This window comes from Pseudomonas neuropathica (assembly GCF_015461835.1).
Taxonomy (GTDB): Bacteria; Pseudomonadota; Gammaproteobacteria; order Pseudomonadales; family Pseudomonadaceae; genus Aquipseudomonas; species Aquipseudomonas neuropathica.
Genome location: NZ_JACOPX010000024.1, coordinates 33,682 through 53,502 on the forward strand (window position 1 = coordinate 33,682; position 19,821 = coordinate 53,502).

The window sequence follows — 19,821 nt, forward strand, 5'->3', positions numbered from 1 at the left end:
ATGTTTTTGCGCCACGTTATTGTTTTCAGCTTCATCGCCCTGCTCGCCGGCTGCTCGGGTTTTGGTACCCGCGAATCGGTCGAGGGCCACGGCAGTCCGGCTCAATGGGCCGCTAACAAACAACAGCTGACCGGCCTTGATGGCTGGCAGATCGACGGCAAGATTGGCATCCGCGCACCGAAAGATTCCGGTAGCGGCACGCTGTTCTGGCTGCAACGTCAGGATTACTACGACATTCGTTTGTCCGGCCCGCTGGGTCGTGGCGCCGCACGCCTGACCGGGCGTCCGGGCAAAGTGTCGCTGGAAGTCGCCAATCAGGGGCGCTACGAATCGCAGTCCCCGGAAGCCCTGCTCGAAGAACAGCTCGGCTGGAAACTGCCGGTGTCGAATCTGGCCTGGTGGGTGCGTGGCCTGCCCGCTCCAGACAGCAAAAGTCGCCTGAACCTGGACGCCGACAGCCGTCTGGCCAACCTGGAACAGGATGGCTGGAAAGTCGAATACACCGCCTACACCGAACAAAACGGTTACTGGTTGCCCGAGCGCATCAAACTGCACGGCACTGACCTCGACGTGACGCTGGTGATCAAGACCTGGCAACCGCGCAAGTTGGGGCAGTAACCCATGACCGCTGCACGCCTGACCCTGCCGTCGCCGGCCAAACTCAACCTGATGCTGCACATTCTCGGTCGCCGTGAAGACGGTTATCACGAATTGCAGACGCTGTTTCAGTTTGTCGATTACGGCGATGAAATCACTTTTGCCGTGCGCGATGACGGCGTGATTCAGTTGCACACCGAGTTCGCTGGCGTGCCGCATGACAGCAACCTGATCGTGCGTGCAGCGAAAATGCTCCAGCAACAGTCCGGTTGCTCGCTCGGTATCGATATCTGGATTGATAAAGTCCTGCCCATGGGCGGCGGTATTGGTGGCGGCAGTTCGAATGCGGCGACAACTTTGCTCGGCCTGAATCATTTGTGGCAGTTGGGTTGGGATGAAGATCGCCTGGCTGCACTGGGCCTTTCGCTGGGGGCCGACGTACCGGTTTTCGTCCGTGGCCATGCGGCGTTTGCCGAGGGCGTGGGCGAGAAACTCACCCCGGTGGATCCCGAAGAACCGTGGTATCTGGTGCTCGTGCCGCAAGTCTCTGTAAGTACGGCAGAAATTTTTTCCGATCCTTTGTTGACACGTAACACGCCGCCCATTAAAGTGCGCCCCGTTCCCGAGGGAAACAGTCGAAATGACTGCTTGCCGGTGGTTGCAAGGCGTTATCCAGAAGTACGTAACGCATTGGATTTGTTAGGTAAATTTACCGAAGCAAAACTCACCGGAACTGGAAGTTGTGTGTTTGGGGGCTTCCCAAGCAAAGCTGAAGCTGATAAAGTCTCGGCCCTTCTGACAGAGACCCTTACAGGGTTTGTAGCGAAAGGAAGCAACGTTTCGATGTTGCACCGAAAGCTGCAAAGTCTGCTCTAAAGGAACCAAGTGCTCGGCACTTGATGCAACAGATACAGGGGCGTCGCCAAGCGGTAAGGCAGCAGGTTTTGATCCTGCCATGCGTTGGTTCGAATCCAGCCGCCCCTGCCATTTTCTATACTCATCCAGGTTACCCTCAGCCTCTAGGTACTGCGCGTGTCCAAGATGATGGTCTTTACGGGGAACGCTAACCCCGATCTGGCTCGGCGTGTTGTACGTCAGCTGCATATCCCTCTCGGTGACATCTCTGTCGGTAAGTTTTCCGACGGCGAAATTACAGCCGAGATCAATGAAAACGTTCGCGGTAAAGACGTTTTCATTATTCAGCCGACTTGCGCTCCGACCAACGATAACCTGATGGAACTGGTAGTGATGGCTGATGCCTTCCGCCGCTCCTCGGCTACTCGTATCACTGCTGTTATTCCTTATTTTGGTTATGCCCGTCAGGATCGCCGTCCGCGTTCCGCACGTGTGGCTATCAGCGCGAAAGTCGTTGCTGACATGCTCACCGTAGTCGGCATCGACCGTGTTCTCACGGTTGATCTGCATGCTGACCAGATTCAGGGTTTCTTCGATATTCCGGTAGATAACATCTACGGCTCCCCGGTTCTGGTGGATGACATTGAAGATCAGCGCTTCGAAAACCTGATGATCGTGTCCCCGGACATTGGTGGCGTCGTGCGTGCACGTGCTGTTGCCAAATCCCTGGGCGTGGACCTCGGGATCATCGACAAACGCCGTGAGAAAGCCAATCACTCTGAAGTGATGCATATCATCGGTGATGTCGAAGGGCGTACCTGCATTCTGGTCGATGACATGGTCGATACCGCCGGCACTCTGTGCCACGCGGCCAAGGCCCTGAAAGAGCATGGCGCAGCCAAGGTCTTTGCCTACTGCACACACCCTGTGCTGTCGGGTCGGGCCATCGAGAATATCGAAAATTCCGTGCTGGACGAGCTGGTGGTGACTAACACCATCCCGCTGTCCGCTGCAGCACAAGCCTGTGCACGTATCCGTCAACTGGATATCGCACCGGTTGTTGCCGAAGCGGTTCGCCGCATCAGCAATGAAGAATCGATCAGCGCGATGTTCCGTTAAGGGCCCTGCCCTTCTCGAAATGTCTCGTTGACGAAAAGCGCCCCGCCCCGGCATTCCTGCCGGGGCGGGGCTTTTTTGCCCATACCGTGTTCGGCGCTGGTCGCAAACGCCACTCGGTCATGGCTATTTTGGAGATACAAAATGAACGATTTTACTCTGAATGCTGAAGTGCGTTCCGACCTGGGGAAAGGTGCGAGCCGCCGCCTGCGTCGTCTCGCCGCTCTGGTTCCAGCTGTTGTTTACGGTGGCGAAAAAGCCCCTGAATCCATCAGCATGCTGGCCAAAGAAGTTGCCAAACTGCTCGAAAACGAAGCTGCCTACAGCCACGTTATCGAACTGAACGTTGGCGGCAAAAAGCAGAACGTCATCATCAAAGCTCTGCAACGTCACCCGTCCAAGGGTCACGTTCTGCACGCTGACTTCGTACGCGTCGTAGCCGGTCAGAAACTGACCGCTATCGTGCCTGTGCACTTTGTTGGTGAAGAAGCTCCGATCAAGAAAGGCGGCGAGATCTCGCACGTCCTGAACGAAATCGAAGTAACTTGCCTGCCGAAAGATCTGCCTGAGTTCATCGAAGTCGACCTGTCGGCTCTGGAAATCGGCGCAATCGTCCACCTGTCCGACATCAAAGCCCCTAAAGGCGTTGAGTTCGTTGCACTGGCTCACGGTGACGACAAAGCTGTTGCAAACGTACACGCTCCACGCGTTGCTCCAGAAGCTACCGAAGAAGGCGCAGCAGAGTAATTCACTCTGTTTAGCCTGAGTGAGCAAGTAACATCGCGGACTGGAACGTAGCGAGAAAGCGGGCGAGAACGCGGAGTTTACATCCATGGTAAATGAGCATTTTTCGTCCACTTTCGCCGCTTTGCCTGATCACGGCGATGTTACTCACCACTCAAAGGAAGGGCCCCTATCGTGACTGCCATCAAACTGATCGTTGGCCTGGGAAATCCAGGCGCCGAATACGACCAGACCCGGCATAACGCAGGGGCCCTTTTTGTTGAGCGCATCGCCCACGCACAGAATGTGAATCTTGTGGCCGATCGCAAATATTTCGGCCTGACCGGGCGCTATTCGCATCAGGGTCAGGATGTTCGTCTGCTGATTCCCACCACCTACATGAACCGCAGCGGCCAGGCCGTGGCGGCACTCGCCGGTTTCTTCCGCATCAAGCCTGAAGAAATTCTGGTGGCGCATGACGAACTCGACTTGCCTCCGGGCGTTGCCAAGCTCAAACAGGGCGGCGGCCATGGCGGTCACAACGGGTTGCGCGACATCATTGCGCAACTGGGCAATCAGAATACGTTCTACCGCCTGCGGCTTGGCATTGGCCACCCGGGCGTCGCCAGTATGGTTTCAAATTTCGTCCTGGGTCGTGCGCCACGCGCCGAACAGGAAAAACTCGATGCCAGCATCGACTTTGCCCTCGGCGTGCTGCCGGATATCCTCGCCGGTGAATGGAACCGCGCGATGAAAAACCTGCACAGCCAGAAGGCCTGACTCTACTCCGAGGGGAAACACCATGGGATTCAATTGCGGCATCGTCGGCTTGCCTAACGTCGGCAAGTCCACCCTGTTCAACGCCCTGACCAAATCCGGTATCGCGGCCGAAAACTTCCCCTTCTGCACCATCGAGCCGAACAGCGGCATCGTGCCGATGCCGGATCCGCGCCTGGAAGCCCTGGCGGCCATCGTCAATCCGAAGCGCATCCTGCCGACCACCATGGAATTCGTCGACATCGCAGGCCTGGTGGCCGGCGCCTCGAAAGGTGAAGGCCTGGGCAACAAGTTCCTGGCCAACATCCGTGAAACCGACGCGATCGCTCACGTCGTGCGCTGCTTCGAAGACGAAAACGTGATCCACGTGTCCAACAGCGTCGACCCGAAGCGCGACATCGAAATCATCGACCTGGAACTGATCTTCGCCGACCTCGACAGCTGCGAGAAGCAACTGCAGAAAGTCGCGCGCAACGCCAAGGGTGGTGACAAGGACGCCGTGGTTCAGAAGGCTCTGCTGGAGCAACTGATCGCCCACTTCACCGAAGCCAAGCCAGCGCGCAGCCTGATGAAGAACATGAGCGCGGACGAAAAAGCCGTGATCAAAGGCTTCCACCTGCTGACCACCAAACCGGTCATGTACATCGCCAACGTCGCTGAAGACGGTTTCGAGAACAACCCGCACCTGGACGTGGTTCGTGCCATTGCCGAAGAAGAAGGCGCCATGGTCGTTCCGGTCTGCAACAAGATCGAAGCGGAAATCGCCGAGCTCGATGACGGCGAAGAGAAGGACATGTTCCTCGAGGCCCTGGGCCTGGAAGAGCCTGGCCTGAACCGCGTGATCCGCGCCGGTTACGAAATGCTGCACCTGCAGACCTACTTCACCGCCGGTGTTGAAGAAGTCCGCGCCTGGACCGTCAAAGTCGGTGCCACCGCACCTCAGGCTGCCGGCGTGATCCACACCGACTTCGAGAAAGGCTTTATTCGCGCCGAAGTGATCGCCTACAACGACTTCATCCAGTACAAGGGCGAAGCCGGTACCAAAGAAGCCGGTAAATGGCGTCTGGAAGGCAAGGATTACATCGTCAAGGACGGCGACGTGATGCACTTCCGCTTCAACGTGTAAGCGTTACGCCCAAGAAAAAGCCGCGTTTGATACGCGGCTTTTTTGTGCCTGAAATATTTTCCGCCGCACCACCAATCCCCTGTAGGAGTGAGCCTGCTCGCGATAGCGTTCTATCAGCTACAGATGTGCTGACTGACACACCGCTATCGCGAGCAGACTCACTCCTACAATGGGAAATGTGTGAATCAGGCCTTTTTGGTACGCGGCAAGAAGATTGCCAACACGCCAAACAACGGCAGGAACGAGCACAGGAAATACACGTACTCAATCCCGTGAATATCCGCCAGATGCCCGAGCAACGCCGCGCCGATCCCGCCAAACCCGAACATCAAACCGAAGAACACCCCGGCAATCATCCCGACATTGCCCGGCACCAGTTCCTGCGCGTACACCACAATCGCCGAGAACGCTGAAGCCAGAATGAAGCCGATCACCACGCTGAGAACAGTGGTCCAGAACAGATCGACGTGAGGCATCAGCAACGTGAACGGCGCCACACCAAGGATCGAAAACCAGATCACCGCCTTACGCCCGATCTTGTCGCCAATCGGCCCGCCGAAGAACGTCCCCGCCGCCACCGCGCCCAAGAACAGGAACAGGTGCAACTGCGAACTGGCCACCGACAGGTCGAACTTCTCGATCAGGTAGAACGTGAAATAGCTCGTGAGGCTGGCCATGTAGAAATACTTGGAGAACACCAACAGCCCCAGCACCACCAACGCACTGGTCACCCTGCCCTTCGACAGCCCGTGAGTCGCTGCCTGACCGGCCTTGAGCTTGAACAGATTGAGGTGATGGGCGTACCAGCGACTGATGCGGTACAGCACGAACAGCGCAAACACCGCGAACAGGCCGAACCACGCCACGTTGGCCTGACCGAACGGAATGATGATCGCCGCCGCCAGCAACGGACCAAACGCCGAACCCGCGTTACCACCGACCTGGAAGGTCGATTGCGCCAGACCAAAGCGTCCACCGGACGCCAGCCGCGCAATCCGCGAGGCTTCGGGGTGGAACGTCGAGGAACCGATACCGATGAGCGCCGCCGCCAGCAGAATCAACGGGAAACTGCCGACCATCGACATCATCACGATGCCAATCAACGTGCAAATCGACCCCGCCGGCAACAGCCAGGGTTTCGGATGCCGATCGGTGTGATAACCGACCCACGGCTGCAACAAAGATGCGGTCAGTTGAAAGGTCAGAGTAATTAGCCCGACCTGAGTAAAGGTCAGGCCGTAATTGGCCTTGAGCATCGGGTAGATCGACGGCAGCACCGACTGGATCAGGTCGTTGATCAAATGCGCAAGCGCCACCGCGCCGATGATACGCATCACCAATGGGCTGCTTTGCGGAGCAGCGGGCGCCGAGGCAGCGGCGGTCTGAACGTTGCTGATAGCCATGAAAGTTTCCGGACAGCAGATGGGTGCACGCAGGCAGGTGCGTCAATGTGCCATTTTTCGGTGCGTCAGCGCCATCCCCTTAGCCAGCTAACTAACCACCCTGGCTTGAATCACACGATCATGTAGGAGCTGCCGAAGGCTGCGATCTTTTGATATTGATCTTAAAAAACGAAGATCAAAAGATCGCAGCCTGCGGCAGCTCCTACACGGGTCATGTGTTCTGCAAGGTGATAGCGCAACGCCATGGTCTGAATCTTGCCTTGCTACTTCCCTTGAACGCGGCGCCCTTACAAAGGGCGCCAACAATGGGAAGTTTCGCTACAGAGCCGGCCTACAGAGCGGGCGAGAGTGAACTTTCGAGGCCTTTTAGCAGGGCACAACATCCAGGTCGAACGACCGCGATGCACGCCAATGGTGCGTGGTGTCCAGAGGAGTCATGAGGCATGCAGGCTTTCCTTTCACCGGGGATCAAATTGCTGGGGCGGTTTGGCTTCGCAGGTAAATTCCAGTTGTTGTTTCTGCTGTTCATTCTGCCGTTGGCCGGCAGCCTGTTGATGATTGGCCAGGACTATCGCGACAAACTCAATCTGATTTCCGGCGAACGTGCCGGCGTACGGCAGTTGCTCGCACTCGATGCGCTGGACAACCTGCTCGCCGCGCAACGTGACCGCGCCGCCCGTTGGCGCGCCACCGAAACCAATCGTCAGCCGACGCCGGCCACCCTCGCCGCCATGGGCGCATTCGACGCGGTGCAACCGGCGGTTCTGCAAGCCACCACCGATTTAGGCGCTGCGCTGAAAAATGAAGGCGCCGAGGGGGAAACACTCACTCGCTATCAAGCGCTGCAAACCGCGCTCAACGGCCTGGACTCGAAAAGCCTCAGCGGTGTCGGTTGGTGGCCGGACGGTTACGACCGTTTCACCAACGCCCTCAGCGCTCTGCAAGCGTTGCGCGAGCAGATCGTCATGGACAATCGCCTGACCCTCGCGCCGTGGCTGGAAACCTATCTGCTGACCCAGATCTCCACGCAGCACGCGCCGGATCTGATCGAGCGCGTCGGACGTCTGGCAGCGGTCGGCCAGGCCTCGGTAGTCTCCGGCCAATTCACCCTGCAAAGCCGCTTGCAATTGCGCGACTTGCGCAGCCGCATCGGCGATGCCCGCGAGCAACTGGTCAAAACCGCCACGCTGCTCGAAGCACGTCTGCCGCAAGATCAGCAGAGCTGGGCCAGCCAATACCACGACAGCCTCAAAAACCTCGACAGCGGTCTGAAGGTGTTGGACGACGGCGTGTTCGGCGGCTCTATCAATCTCAAACCCGAAGAGTTCGAACGCAGCCTCGATGCGCTGCTGACCGACCTAGCCGCACTGCGCCAGCAATCGCTGGTGTCGCTGGACCAACGACTGGATGCCTACCACAGCTCAGCGATCCGCCAGTTCATCATGGTCGCTGCGATTTTCGGCTGCCTGCTGCTCGCGGCGTTGTACCTGTTTGTCTGCCTGCAAGCCTCGATCCGCCGCAGCGCCAGCGGCATCACCCTGCTCGCCGAAGCCCTGCGCGATGGCAATCTGAGTTTGCAAGTGCCGGTGGTGGGCCGCGATGAGCTGGCCGCGATCAGCACTGCGCTCAACGTTGCCGTGGTGCAGTTGCGCAGCAGCATGCTCGGTGTCGATCACGAGACCGAGCAACTGAGCAACGCGGTGCGCAGCCTCAACGAGCATTCCAGCGGCGCCCTCAGTGAAGTCGAAGCGCAGCAATTGCAGATCAGCCAGATCGCCGCAGCCGCCACGCAGTTGGCCGCCACCTCGCAAGGCGTGGCGCAGAGTTGCGAACAGGCCTCCGGCAGCGCTCAGCACACCCGGCGCATTGCGGCCGACAGCAGCCGTGACAGCCAGCGCACCACGGCGAGTATTCAGCAGCTCAATCAGCGCTTGAACGACACCGCAGCGGCACTCGGTCGAGTCAGCGAGCAAGGCCAGCAGATTCAATTGGTCGTCGACACCATTCGTGGTGTTGCCGAACAGACCAATTTGCTCGCGCTCAACGCGGCCATCGAAGCGGCACGCGCCGGTGAACAAGGACGCGGTTTCGCTGTGGTGGCCGATGAAGTGCGCAGTCTGTCGCAACGTACACAGTCGTCCACCGCGCAGATCGCCGGCACCGTCGACAGCTTGCGCGCAACGGTCAACGAAGCCGTGAGTTTGATGGAAGCTGCCTGCGGCCAGGCGCAAACCGATGCCGAATCGGTCACCGGTCTCGGTGAACGTTTGGGCGAAATCGCCAGCGCTGTGCAAAGCGTTACCGACACGTTGGCGCAGATCGCCACGGCGGTTGAGGAGCAAGCGAGTACCGCCGACGAAGTCAGCGGCAATATCCAGCAGGTCGATCAGGCGGCCGTGCGCTTGCTTGAAGGCGCGCGGGCGGTGAATCTCGCGGCGGATACCCTGAGTCAGGGCAGTCACGCCTTGAGCGCCAATACTGCAAGATTTCAGCTGCGTTGATGCCCTGCCCGGCCCGGATTTTCCGGGCTGGAGGATAAGCGGTTGAAAATAAGAAGAAATATTTTAAATTTACGCTTGACGCTTTTCCATTTCAGGGGAATAATGCGCGCCACTTGGCTACATAGCTCAGTTGGTTAGAGCATAGCATTCATAATGCTGGGGTCCGGGGTTCAAGTCCCTGTGTAGCCACCAAGTACTAAAAACGGCTTACCGAAAGGTAGGCCGTTTTTTTATGCCTCGAGAAAAGTGCGATTTCGTGATGGGGGATTTCTCCCCTCATCTGGTTTTCAGCCTGTCAGCGCCGACAATCCTTTCGCCCAGATCTGCCGCGTACGCAAACCGACCATTGCGCGCCAATCCGGATCAGCCGGATAAAACTGCTCCAGCAGATTCAACTTGATCCCCCGCCCCGTCGCATCCAGCGGATCGCCATGCAGATGCAGCCAATGGTCATCGCGCAAATAACGATGCACATCCGGCCCCGGATACGTTCCGCACTCGATCACGAACGGCATCAATTGCACCTGCGGTAAAGCATTGAGCAACGCTTGCGAGGTGTAGCCGGTTGCGGTCGCTGCCACCCCGGTTTCGCTCAAGGTATCGGCGCCGGTGTGTAGCGTGTAAAGCCATGGGCCGTAAATCGATTGGGCTTTTGCCAGAGCCGGATAAGGCGCCTGGGTAATGGTCAGCAACATCGGATGGCCGTATTCGCCAGCGCCGGTATGCAGATCGAAACACATCACGGTTTCAGCGCCCGCCAGATGCGTTTCGATGATTTGATGCAAGGTGCGATTCGACCAGCTCGGCGCGCGGCCGCCGTAAAACAGGCCGTCGGGATGGCTGTGCTGACCGCCCTCGACAATCGACATCACTGCCGGCCAGCCGTGTTCGTCGATCTGCGCATCGAGCATGGCATCGGCGCGCTGGCGCTCGGGGCCGTGCAAATCGGTGCAGGCGTAGATTTCATGCAGTGCGGCGTACGCGCGGTTATCCGGTAGCGGCCCGGTGAAGTCGAGGTGATTGCGGTTGAGGTCGATGTTGTCTTCGTTGACCCGACGCAGCCATGCGGTGCCCCATGGGTTGATCAGGTGCACCATCACCACCGCGACATCCTTGGCCAGCGAACCGGGTACGAATGCCTTCAACCAATCGATCTGACAATCCGAGCCGTAATAGCCCTCGACGCCGTGCGTACCGCTGAGCGCCACCAGTCGGCGTTTGGCCTGTGGATTGCCGAGCACGGCGACGTCGGTGCTCAGCGGTTCGCCGAATGGCCCGCAGCGTGGATGTGCGTATGAGGTGAGCGTGGCGCCAGCGGCATTGGCGGCGGCGAGAAACTGGTCGCGTTGAGCGCGGTAGCTGGATTCGGTGGGGAACTCGCTGTGCATATCGGTCTCTTGTTGATCTTGTAATTGTGGGCCTTCGCCTGCTCGCGATAGCGGTGGTTCAGTCAGCAATGATGTTGAATGTGATGACGCTATCGCGAGCAGGCTCGCTCCTAAAAGGGGACGTGTGCGGTCGATCGATTGCGGTTGACCCTAGCGAACATCCACCCCGAAAAGAAAGACAAAAATGCCCACCGGTTTGCGTCGCGACCAAGCGGTCGATAAAGTCCCTCAGACTTTTAATCCACGGACGGAGAGCCCGCGTGTTTTCAGCCTTGCCCTTGAGACGCTTTCGCCTGCCAGCCCTGACGCTGATCATCAGCGCCCTGACCCTCACCGCGTGCAACGCCCCGCCCTCTTCGACCTTGCCGCTGGCCCCGGAAGCCGCTTCCGGTTACCGCACCGACCTGCAAACCCGCCACGCCAGTAAACACATGGCCGCTGCTGCCAATCCACTGGCCGCCGAGGCCGGTCGCGAGATGCTGCGTGAGGGCGGTTCGGCGATTGATGCGGCGATTGCGATGCAAGCGGTGTTGACGCTGGTTGAGCCGCAATCATCCGGGATCGGCGGCGGCGCGATGATCGTGTTGTGGGACGGCAAACAGGTGCGCACGTATGACGGTCGCGAAACCGCACCGGCCGGCGCGACCGAGAAGCTGTTCTTGCGTGCCGATGGTCAGCCGATGTCGTTCCCGCAGGCGCAGATCGGCGGTCGTTCGGTCGGCACACCGGGCGTGTTGCGCGCACTGGAGATGGCACACAAACAACACGGTCGCCTGCCGTGGGCGAAGCTGTTTGAACCAGCGATCAAACTGGCCGAGCAAGGCTTTGCGATTTCTCCGCGTTTGCACTCGCTGCTGGAATCAGATCCAGTCATCCGCCAGTCGCCGGATATGGTCAAGTATTTCCTCAACGCCGATGGCAGCGTCAAAGCCGTCGGCACGCGTCTGCAAAACCCGGCATTGGCCGCCGTGCTCAAACGCATCGCCAACGAAGGCCCGGACGCACTGTACAAAGGCCCGATCGCCGAAGAAATCGTTGCCAAGGTGCAGGGCCACGCCAACCCCGGCAGCCTCTCGCTGAACGATCTGCAGCGCTATCAGGCCAAGGAACGTGCGCCGCTGTGCACCGATTACAAGCGTTGGCACGTCTGCGGCATGCCGCCGCCGTCGTCGGGCGGGATCGCCGTGGCGCAGATTCTCGGCACGTTACAGGCGCTGGAAACCCGCGATCCACGTCTTTCGCTGACACCGCTGAAACCGCTGAAGACCGACAAACCGGCCGGCATTGAACCGGATCCGCAAGCCGTGCATCTGATCGCCGAAGCCGAACGCCTGGCCTACGCCGACCGCGCGCAATACGTCGCCGACACCGACTTCGTGCCGGTGCCGGTCAAAGGCCTCGTCGACCCGGGTTATCTGGCAAGCCGTGCCAGCCTGATAGGCGAACGCAGCATGGGCAGCGCCAAACCGGGCACACCGCCGGGCGTGCAGGTCGCCTACGCCCCGGACCGTTCGCCGCTGCGCATCTCTACTTCGCAAGTGGTCGCGATGGATGACCTCGGCGGCGCTGTGTCGATGACCACCACCATCGAAGCCGCGTTCGGCTCGCACCTGATGGTTCAGGGCTTCTTGCTGAACAACCAGATGACCGACTTTTCGTTCATCCCTGAAGAGAACGGGCAGAAAGTCGCCAACCGTGTCGAACCCGGCAAACGTCCACGCTCGTCGATGGCGCCAACGCTGATCTTCGATCGCCACAGCGGCGAATTCGTCGCCACAGTCGGCTCGCCCGGAGGTTCGCAAATCATCGAATACGTGGCGAAAACCACCGTCGGCCTGCTCGACTGGAACCTCGACCCGCAAAGCGCTATCAGCCTGCCCAACTTCGGCAGCCGCAATGGCCCGACCGAACTGGAACAAGGCCAATTCAGCTCGCCGCTGATTCAAGCGCTGAAAGACAAAGGGCATGCCGTGAATGAAATCGACATGACCAGCGGCACCCAGGCCATCGTGCGGGTCAAGGATGCGCAGGGGAAAGCGTCGTTGGAGGGTGGCGCGGATCCACGGCGTGAGGGGGAAGCGCTGGGGGATTGAGGCTAGGACGCAAAGAGAAAAGGCTTACCGTGAGGTAGGCCTTTTGTTTGGCACACTGCGCATTTCAATCAGCCGCCATTCAGACAGCGAGCGTCTTGCCATCCACCGCATCACCAATCTTCAGGAAATGCCCACCCGCCACGTGATGCAAGGTGCGCAAACCGTCATGCCCTTCGAAATGCCAGCGTCCGTCACTGAACACGCGCTCATCGGCGTGGGCGGCGATGACTTCGGCGAGGAACAGATCGTATTGCTCGTGGTTGCGCGGCTCTGGCAGCAAACGGCATTCGAGCCAAGCCACACAGCCTTCGAGCAGCGGTGCTTCGACTTGCTCGCCGGCAAACGTCTGCAAGCTGTAAGCCTGAAACTTGTCTTGTCCTTGGGTTTGGCTGATTTCCAGGCCCGACGTATTACCGACGGTCTGCACAATGTCGGCTTGATCGACACACGGGACGTTGAGCACGAAGGTGCCGGACGCTTCGAGCAACTGGCGGGTCCAGGTGGATTTATCGAGGACGACGGCGACTTTCGGCGGTTCGAAATCCAGCGGCATCGCCCAGGCGGCGGCCATGATGTTGCGCTGACCGTCGTGAGCGGCGCTGACCAGCACGGTCGGCCCGTGGTTGAGCAAACGGTAGGCTTTGTTCAGGGGCACCGGGCGGCGGTGGAAATCGCTCATGGGATCTGCTCCGGGGGAAAAGAGCAGATTGTAGCGCTGCCACTGAAGAAACACAGAACCTGTGGGAGCGAGCTTGCTCCGGGCGGCGTTCCGACGAAGGCGATAGGTCAGTCACATCAATGTTGAATGACACACCGATTTCGCGAGCAGGCTCGCTCCCACATGGGACCAGTGCAGGTCAGTGGGAGAGTTGATTGGCGAACTGGCCTACCGCATTCACGACTTTCTGCGCACCATCCTGAATCTCGACAATCACCGTACCCGCCTCTGCCGCCAGCGCCAGGCCTTGTTCAGCCTGAAGCTTGCCGTCGGTCATCAGGGCCACGGCGTTGCGCGCCATTTCCTGGTTCTGCCGCACCACCGTGACGATCTCTTCGGTCGCCTGACTGGTGCGCGACGCCAGTTGTCGCACTTCGTCGGCCACCACGGCAAAACCACGGCCCTGCTCACCGGCGCGCGCCGCCTCAATGGCAGCGTTGAGCGCCAGCAGGTTGGTCTGTTCGGCAATGCCGCTGATGGTTTTGACGATGGTACCGATCACCTGCGACTGCTCGTTCAGTGCCTCGATACCCTCACCGGCGGCTTGCATGTGTCGCGACAGATCTCGCATTACGTTGACCGCTTCAGTCACCACCGTGGTACCGCGCTGGGCGGTGCTGTCGGTTTGCTGCGAGGTGCTGTAGGCAATGCTCGCCGCGTCGGCGACGGCTTGTTCGCGGTTGACCTGATCAGTGATCACGGTGGCGAACTTCACCACTTTGTACAGTTTGTTGTTGGCATCGACCACCGGGTTGTAGGACGCCTCCAGCCAGACCGTACGACCATGGCTGTCGACACGCTTGAAGCGCTCGGCCACGAACTCACCATTGTTCAGACGACGCCAGAAGTTCTGGTACTCGGCGCTGTTGTACTCCTCCGGCGTGCAGAACATGCGGTGATGTTTGCCCTTGATCTGCGCCAGGCTGTAACCCATGCCGCTGAGAAAGCGATCATTGGCGTTGAGCACATTGCCGTTGAGGTCGAACTCGATCACGGCGGTCGAACGCACCAACGCACCGATCAGGTTTTCGTGTTCACGGGAGGCTTCAATGGTGCGGGTCAGGTCACTGGCGAACAGCGAAATGTGCTTGATCCGCCCATCCGAAGAACGCACCGGTTGCACGATCGAACGCAGCCACGCTTCCTCACCGTTGCCGCGCAACAGGCGCACGGCGCCGGCGAAATGCTCGCCGCGGGTCATGGCGTTTTTGAAACGGAGGTGGAATTCATCAGTCTTCACATGCGCCGGGACGATATCTTCAATCGCCCGACCGATCAGGTCCTGACTCTTGTAGAGCATCTCGGTAAGGAAGTTCTGGTTGACCGATTGAATGCGCCCGTCGGGCTCAAGGTTCAATACCAGCATCTCGCTTTCCAGGCTTTCCTTCACCTGCACGAGGCTGGAGAGTTCTTCACGAAGAGTGGCCAGCTCTTGCTTCAGGCGTTTGTTGAACATAGGAAAGTACCGATGGGCAGGATAGGAAGCGGGATGCAGCCTAACCATCGGCCTTGAAAATCTTTTCTGAAGAGCGCAGGCGACTCGTCAGTCAAAAATAGTTCTGAACGGGTAACGTCACGCAGCTCCGGCCACCTGACACTGTCCCGAACGCGGCATCCGCGCACCGAAATACGCCGCCGTCAGCAGACCCACCACCCCCATCACCGCGCAGAACATCACGCAGATCCATGGACTCCACGGCATCAGACCGATCAGCAACAGCGGTGTGATACTGGCCCAAATGGCGTAGGCAATGTTGTAGGTAAAGGAAATGCCTGACACGCGAATACGTGCCGGGAACAACCCGACCATCACCGACGGCACCGCGCCGACAACACCGCAAGCCAGACCGGCCACCGCGTAAGCCAGGCCTACCCAGCGACCGCCGATGATCAGGCAGCCATAAAGCACACCGATACCCAATGGCAGCAGCAGACTGTAGAGCATGACCGTGCGCCACGCACCGAGGCGATCGACCAGCAACCCGGCAATCACGCAACCGATATTGAGAAACACGATGCCCAATGCACTGAGCGCGAAGGTGTGGCTGGCGGTCATGCCGAAGGTTTTCTGCATCATGGTCGGGGTGATGACGACGAATACCACCACCGCCGAAGTCAGCACGCAAGTCAGCAACATCGCCGGCAGCATGGCCAGTCGATGCTCGCGCAACACCGTGCGCAGCGGCAGCTCGACCCGCGCCTCACGCTGCGCTTCCATAGCCATGAACACCGGGGTTTCGCTCAACCAGCGGCGCAGGTAAACGCCGATCACGCCGAACACACCACCGAGCAGGAACGGATAACGCCAGGCGTAATCGAGGATTTCCGCCGGGGTGAAGACTTGTGCGAGAAACGTCGCGGTCAGCGCGCCGATCAGATAACCGAAGGTCAGCCCGGCCTGCAAAAAGCCCAACGCGTAACCACGATGGCCGGCCGGTGCGTGCTCGGCGACAAACACCCAGGCACTCGGCACCTCCCCGCCGACCGCCGCGCCCTGCAGGATGCGCAGCGCCAGCAACAGCAGCGGCGCGAAATAACCGATCTGTGCATAGGTCGGCATGATCCCGATCAGCAGGCACGGCAGCGCCATCATCAGGATGCTCAGGCTGAAGACTTTCTTGCGCCCGAGTTTGTCAGCGAAATGCGCCATCAGAATTCCGCCCAGCGGCCGCGCCAGGTAGCCGGTGACGAAGATCCCGAAGCTTTGCAGCAGACGCAACCACTCGGGCATTTCCGGTGGGAAGAACAACTGGCTGAGGGTCAGGGCGAAGAACACGAAGATGATGAAATCGTAGATCTCCAGCGCCCCGCCAAGAGCCGCAAGGCCGAGGGTCTTGTAGTCGGAGCGGCTGAACGGCAAGGGGTTGGCCGTGGTTTGGGCAGTCATGGCAAAGAACTCTGGCAGGCAAAAAACCAAGGCGCCCATGGTCTACGCAAATGGGCGGATGGACAACCCGTTAGACCATAGTCCCGGTTTTGCAAAAGCTGCTCACAAAGCATTGGCAGTTGAATTACTGTTAATGCCTGTCCTGCCAGGCGAACCACCATCGGCAAGTCATGCCGAGATCCTTGTAGGAGTGAGCCTGCTCGCGATTGCGGTGTGTCTGTCACCTCCCTTTTGAAAGTGACGACGCTATCGCGAGCAGGCTCACTCCTACAGTGGATCTGCGTTTCGCCTGCTGGATCAAAAATAACCATAAAAAATCCGAGGTACTCCTGTGGCCGTTGATATCGAAGATAGCCGCTCTGCGCGCTTTGCCTTGCGCTGTTCAAGTTTTGCCGAACGCTGGTTCCCCGATTCCTGGGTGTTCGCCGCGCTGGCCGTGATCATCGTCGCCCTGGCCACACTGGCCATGGGCGCGAAACCCACCGATGCCGCGATGGCGTTCGGCGACGGGTTCTGGAGCCTGATCCCGTTCACCATGCAAATGGCCTTCGTGGTGATCGGCGGCTACGTGGTCGCCAGCTCGCCACCGGCCGTGAAACTGATTGATCGCCTGGCGCGGATCCCGAAAAACGGCCGTTCCGCCGTGGCCTGGGTGGCATTGATCTCGATGGTCGCATCCCTGCTCAACTGGGGCCTGTCGCTGGTGTTCGGCGGTTTGCTGGTGCGCGCGCTCGCCCGCCGCACTGATCTGAAAATGGATTACCGCGCCGCCGGTGCTGCGGCTTATCTGGGCCTTGGCGCGGTGTGGGCGTTGGGCTTGTCGTCGTCGGCTGCACAGTTGCAGGCCAACCCCGCCAGCCTGCCGCCGTCGATCCTGTCGATCACCGGGGTGATTCCATTCACTGAAACGATTTTCCTCTGGCAGTCCGGCGTGATGTTGCTGGCGCTGATCGTGATCTCGATCACCATCGCCTACGCCACCGCCCCCGGGCCGAATTCGGCGCGCGACGCCAAGGCCTGTGGCATCGACCCTGCCTTCAACCTGCCACCGCTGCAACCGCGTACGCGTCCGGGTGAATGGCTGGAACACAGTCCGCTGCTGATCATCGTGCTGGTGCTGTTGGCAGCGGGATGGCTGTTCCATGAGTTTTCAACCAAACCGGCGATCACCGCGATTTCCGGGCTGAACACCTATAACTTCCTGTTCATCATGCTCGGCGCCTTGCTGCACTGGCGGCCGCGCAGTTTCCTCGATGCCGTCGCCCGCGCCGTGCCGACCACCACCGGCGTGTTGATCCAGTTCCCGCTGTACGGCTCGATCGCCGCGCTGATGACCACGGTTAAAGGTACGGACGCGCAAACCCTGGCGCACCACATCTCGACGTTCTTCGTCAGCATCGCTTCCCACGACACCTATGCGCTGCTGATGGGCGTGTACTCGGCAATACTGGGCTTCTTCATTCCGTCGGGCGGCGGCAAGTGGATTATCGAAGCGCCGTACGTGATGCAGGTCGCCAATGATCTGCAATACCACCTCGGCTGGGCGGTGCAGATCTACAACGCGGCCGAAGCGCTGCCGAACCTGATCAACCCGTTCTACATGCTGCCGCTGCTCGGTGTACTCGGGCTGAAAGCGCGGGACCTGATCGGATTCTCCTTTGTGCAACTGCTGGTGCACACGCCGCTGGTGCTGCTGTTGTTGTGGGCGCTGGGAACGACACTGGCGTATACGCCGCCAGTGATGCCGTAACAAAGCGGGGCGCGGGCATGCTGGCCGCGCCCCACATTTTTCTCCTGAAACAGCCCTGTGTCGGGCTGCCTGTCGCAAATAATGGCTCAGAGCCATCATCCTGCTTTACCGCATCGCTCTCTCGGTAATATTCTGCGCGCCCATAAATGTTTCCATTTTTTACCAAGCGCAAAGGGAGTTCGTCGCAATGATCGTAGGGATTGACCTGGGAACCACCAACAGCCTGGTCGCCGTCTGGCGTGGCGATGCCACCGAGTTGGTGCCCAATGCCCTGGGTCAGTTCCTGACACCGAGCGTTGTCGGCCTGGATGATCAGGGCCGGATTCTGGTGGGTCAGGCAGCGCGCGAGCGTCTGCACACGCATCCGCGCCTGACCGCGTCGCTGTTCAAGCGCCACATGGGCAGCGCCACGCAAACGTACTTGGCCGACAAGGCGTTTCGCCCGGAAGAACTCTCCGCCTTGGTGCTCAAAAGCCTGAAAGAAGACGTCGAACGCGCGTTTGGCGAAACCGTCACCGAAGCCGTGATCAGCGTCCCGGCCTACTTCAGCGACGCGCAACGCAAAGCCACGCGCATCGCCGGCGAACTGGCCGGGCTGAAAGTCGAGAAGCTGATCAACGAACCGACCGCCGCCGCCCTCGCCTATGGACTGCATCAACGGGACAAGGAAACTTCATTTCTGGTCTTCGACCTCGGTGGCGGCACGTTCGACGTGTCGATTCTGGAGTTGTTCGAAGGGGTCATGGAAGTGCGCGCCAGCGCTGGTGACAACTTCCTCGGTGGCGAAGACTTCGACACGGTGCTGCTGGAGCACTTCATCAGCCAGCACCGTTCGACCGCCGACTTCCCTGAACGCAGTAGCGTCATCCAGCCGCTGCGTCGCGAGGCCGAACGCGTGCGCAAGGCGCTGGGCCAGGACGACAGCGCTGAATTCCGCTTGCAACTCGGTGAGCGGCAGTGGACGCACACCATCACCCAACAACAGTTGGCAACGCTGTACATGCCGCTGCTCGAACGCCTGCGTGCGCCGATTGAGCGGGCGCTGCGCGATGCGCGCATCCGCGTCAGCGATCTGGACGAAATTCTGTTGGTCGGCGGCACCACGCGCATGCCGCTGGTGCGCAAACTCGCTGCCGGGCTGTTCGGCCGCTTCCCGTCGATCACCCTCGACCCGGATCAGGTCGTGGCACAGGGCGCGGCGATTCAAGCGGCACTCAAGGCTCGCGCCGCAGCGCTGGAAGAAGTGGTGCTGACCGATGTCTGCTCCTACACCCTGGGCATCGAGACCTCCACACAGGTCGGCCGTAACTATGAGAGCGGCCACTACCTGCCGATCATCGAGCGCAACAGCATCGTCCCGGTCAGTCGGGTGAAAACCGTGTACACGCTGCACGACAATCAGGAGCAAGTGATCGTACGGATCTTTCAGGGCGAAAGCCGCCTGGTCAAAGACAACGTGGCACTCGGCGAACTGGACATCAAGGTGCCGAAACGCAAAGCCGGCGAAGTCGCTCTCGATGTGCGTTTCACCTACGACAACAACGGTCTGCTCGAAGCCCAGGTAAAGATTCCCCTGACCGGGCAGCAGCATTCGCTGGTCATCGAGAACAACCCTGGCGTGCTCTCGCCCGAGGAGATCCAGCAACGCCTGCAGAACCTGGCACAGCTGAAGATTCATCCGCGCGAGCAACAGGTCAACACGCTGTTGAGTGCACGTCTGGAGCGCCTCTATCAGGAAAGCCTGGGCGATCTGCGTGATCTGATGGGCGATTGGGCCAAGCAATTCCAGATCGCGCTCGACTCTCAGGATGAGCGCCAGATCCGTGAAGTGCGCACCGACTTGAGCCGACGCCTGAGCGAACTTGACCGCACTCCGTGGCAATAAGG

15 protein-coding genes, 2 tRNA genes and 1 pseudogene are annotated in these 19,821 nt (G+C 59.7%); 12 read left to right on the forward strand and 6 right to left on the reverse strand.

All coding sequences use genetic code 11. From position 1 onward, the window contains the following. From lolB to ychF, 7 genes are all read left to right on the forward strand, one after another. A complete protein-coding gene (gene lolB / locus H8F23_RS26900; protein WP_016987219.1) occupies window positions 1-618 on the forward strand; it encodes a lipoprotein insertase outer membrane protein LolB in 618 nt (205 codons plus the stop codon). Window positions 619-621: 3 nt separating this feature from the next. Continuing rightward, window positions 622-1,473: a 4-(cytidine 5'-diphospho)-2-C-methyl-D-erythritol kinase gene (ispE, locus tag H8F23_RS26905; RefSeq protein WP_116255185.1), complete on the forward strand. Its 852-nt coding sequence runs from the start codon at window positions 622-624 to the stop codon at window positions 1,471-1,473. Window positions 1,474-1,509: 36 nt separating this feature from the next. Beyond that, window positions 1,510-1,584 (forward strand) — tRNA-Gln (locus H8F23_RS26910). Between the two features lie 45 nt (window positions 1,585-1,629). After that, complete coding sequence (locus tag H8F23_RS26915) at window positions 1,630-2,571, forward strand: ribose-phosphate pyrophosphokinase (protein WP_003171603.1); 942 nt, start codon at window positions 1,630-1,632, stop codon at window positions 2,569-2,571. A 141-nt stretch (window positions 2,572-2,712) separates the two neighbouring features. After that, window positions 2,713-3,315: a 50S ribosomal protein L25/general stress protein Ctc gene (locus tag H8F23_RS26920; RefSeq protein WP_093441442.1), complete on the forward strand. Its 603-nt coding sequence runs from the start codon at window positions 2,713-2,715 to the stop codon at window positions 3,313-3,315. A gap of 171 nt (window positions 3,316-3,486) precedes the next feature. Next, complete coding sequence (gene pth / locus H8F23_RS26925; RefSeq protein ID WP_008079560.1) at window positions 3,487-4,071, forward strand: aminoacyl-tRNA hydrolase; 585 nt, start codon at window positions 3,487-3,489, stop codon at window positions 4,069-4,071. Window positions 4,072-4,093: 22 nt separating this feature from the next. Further along, window positions 4,094-5,194, forward strand: coding sequence for a redox-regulated ATPase YchF (gene ychF / locus H8F23_RS26930; RefSeq protein WP_007912904.1), 1,101 nt, complete (start codon window positions 4,094-4,096; stop codon window positions 5,192-5,194). A 185-nt stretch (window positions 5,195-5,379) separates the two neighbouring features. On the opposite strand, the gene H8F23_RS26935 is transcribed toward ychF, so the two are convergent. Then, window positions 5,380-6,597: an MFS transporter gene (locus H8F23_RS26935; RefSeq protein WP_095050601.1), complete on the reverse strand. Its 1,218-nt coding sequence runs from the start codon at window positions 6,595-6,597 to the stop codon at window positions 5,380-5,382. Between the two features lie 443 nt (window positions 6,598-7,040). On the opposite strand from H8F23_RS26935, the gene H8F23_RS26940 reads away from it, so the two are divergent. Together H8F23_RS26940 and H8F23_RS26945 are read left to right on the forward strand one after the other, a co-directional pair. Further along, window positions 7,041-9,098, forward strand: coding sequence for a methyl-accepting chemotaxis protein (locus H8F23_RS26940; RefSeq protein WP_194936383.1), 2,058 nt, complete (start codon window positions 7,041-7,043; stop codon window positions 9,096-9,098). Between the two features lie 115 nt (window positions 9,099-9,213). Continuing rightward, window positions 9,214-9,290: transfer RNA gene (locus tag H8F23_RS26945), tRNA-Met, on the forward strand. Between the two features lie 95 nt (window positions 9,291-9,385). Here the strand turns inward: H8F23_RS26945 and H8F23_RS26950 are convergent. After that, window positions 9,386-10,486: a DUF2817 domain-containing protein gene (locus H8F23_RS26950; RefSeq protein WP_194936384.1), complete on the reverse strand. Its 1,101-nt coding sequence runs from the start codon at window positions 10,484-10,486 to the stop codon at window positions 9,386-9,388. Window positions 10,487-10,746: 260 nt separating this feature from the next. On the opposite strand from H8F23_RS26950, the gene ggt reads away from it, so the two are divergent. Next, window positions 10,747-12,579, forward strand: a complete 1,833-nt coding sequence (ggt, locus tag H8F23_RS26955) for a gamma-glutamyltransferase (protein ID WP_194936385.1) — start codon at window positions 10,747-10,749, stop codon at window positions 12,577-12,579. Window positions 12,580-12,658: 79 nt separating this feature from the next. Here the strand turns inward: ggt and H8F23_RS26960 are convergent, their stop codons facing one another. The 4 genes and pseudogenes from H8F23_RS26960 to H8F23_RS26970 form a co-directional block, all read right to left on the reverse strand. Beyond that, the gene (locus H8F23_RS26960) at window positions 12,659-13,258 is read right to left on the reverse strand and encodes a flavin reductase family protein (protein ID WP_194936386.1); all 600 of its coding nucleotides are present in this window, start codon (window positions 13,256-13,258) and stop codon (window positions 12,659-12,661) included. A 178-nt stretch (window positions 13,259-13,436) separates the two neighbouring features. After that, window positions 13,437-13,997 (reverse strand): methyl-accepting chemotaxis protein, encoded by a 561-nt coding sequence (locus H8F23_RS29420; protein WP_371748318.1) that lies wholly within the window; start codon window positions 13,995-13,997, stop codon window positions 13,437-13,439. Next, window positions 13,977-14,801 (reverse strand): annotated as a pseudogene (locus H8F23_RS29425) (PAS domain-containing protein); the annotation flags it as partial. The gene H8F23_RS29420 and the pseudogene H8F23_RS29425, both read right to left, overlap by 21 nt. A gap of 69 nt (window positions 14,802-14,870) precedes the next feature. Then, entirely contained in the window at window positions 14,871-16,184 is a 1,314-nt protein-coding gene (locus H8F23_RS26970) for an MFS transporter (protein WP_194936388.1), read from the reverse strand. Between the two features lie 331 nt (window positions 16,185-16,515). On the opposite strand from H8F23_RS26970, the gene H8F23_RS26975 reads away from it, so the two are divergent. Together H8F23_RS26975 and H8F23_RS26980 are read left to right on the forward strand one after the other, a co-directional pair. Then, entirely contained in the window at window positions 16,516-17,934 is a 1,419-nt protein-coding gene (locus H8F23_RS26975; protein WP_194936389.1) for a short-chain fatty acid transporter, read from the forward strand. A 187-nt stretch (window positions 17,935-18,121) separates the two neighbouring features. Next, entirely contained in the window at window positions 18,122-19,819 is a 1,698-nt protein-coding gene (locus H8F23_RS26980) for a molecular chaperone HscC (RefSeq protein WP_194936390.1), read from the forward strand. Window positions 19,820-19,821 lie beyond the last annotated feature (2 nt).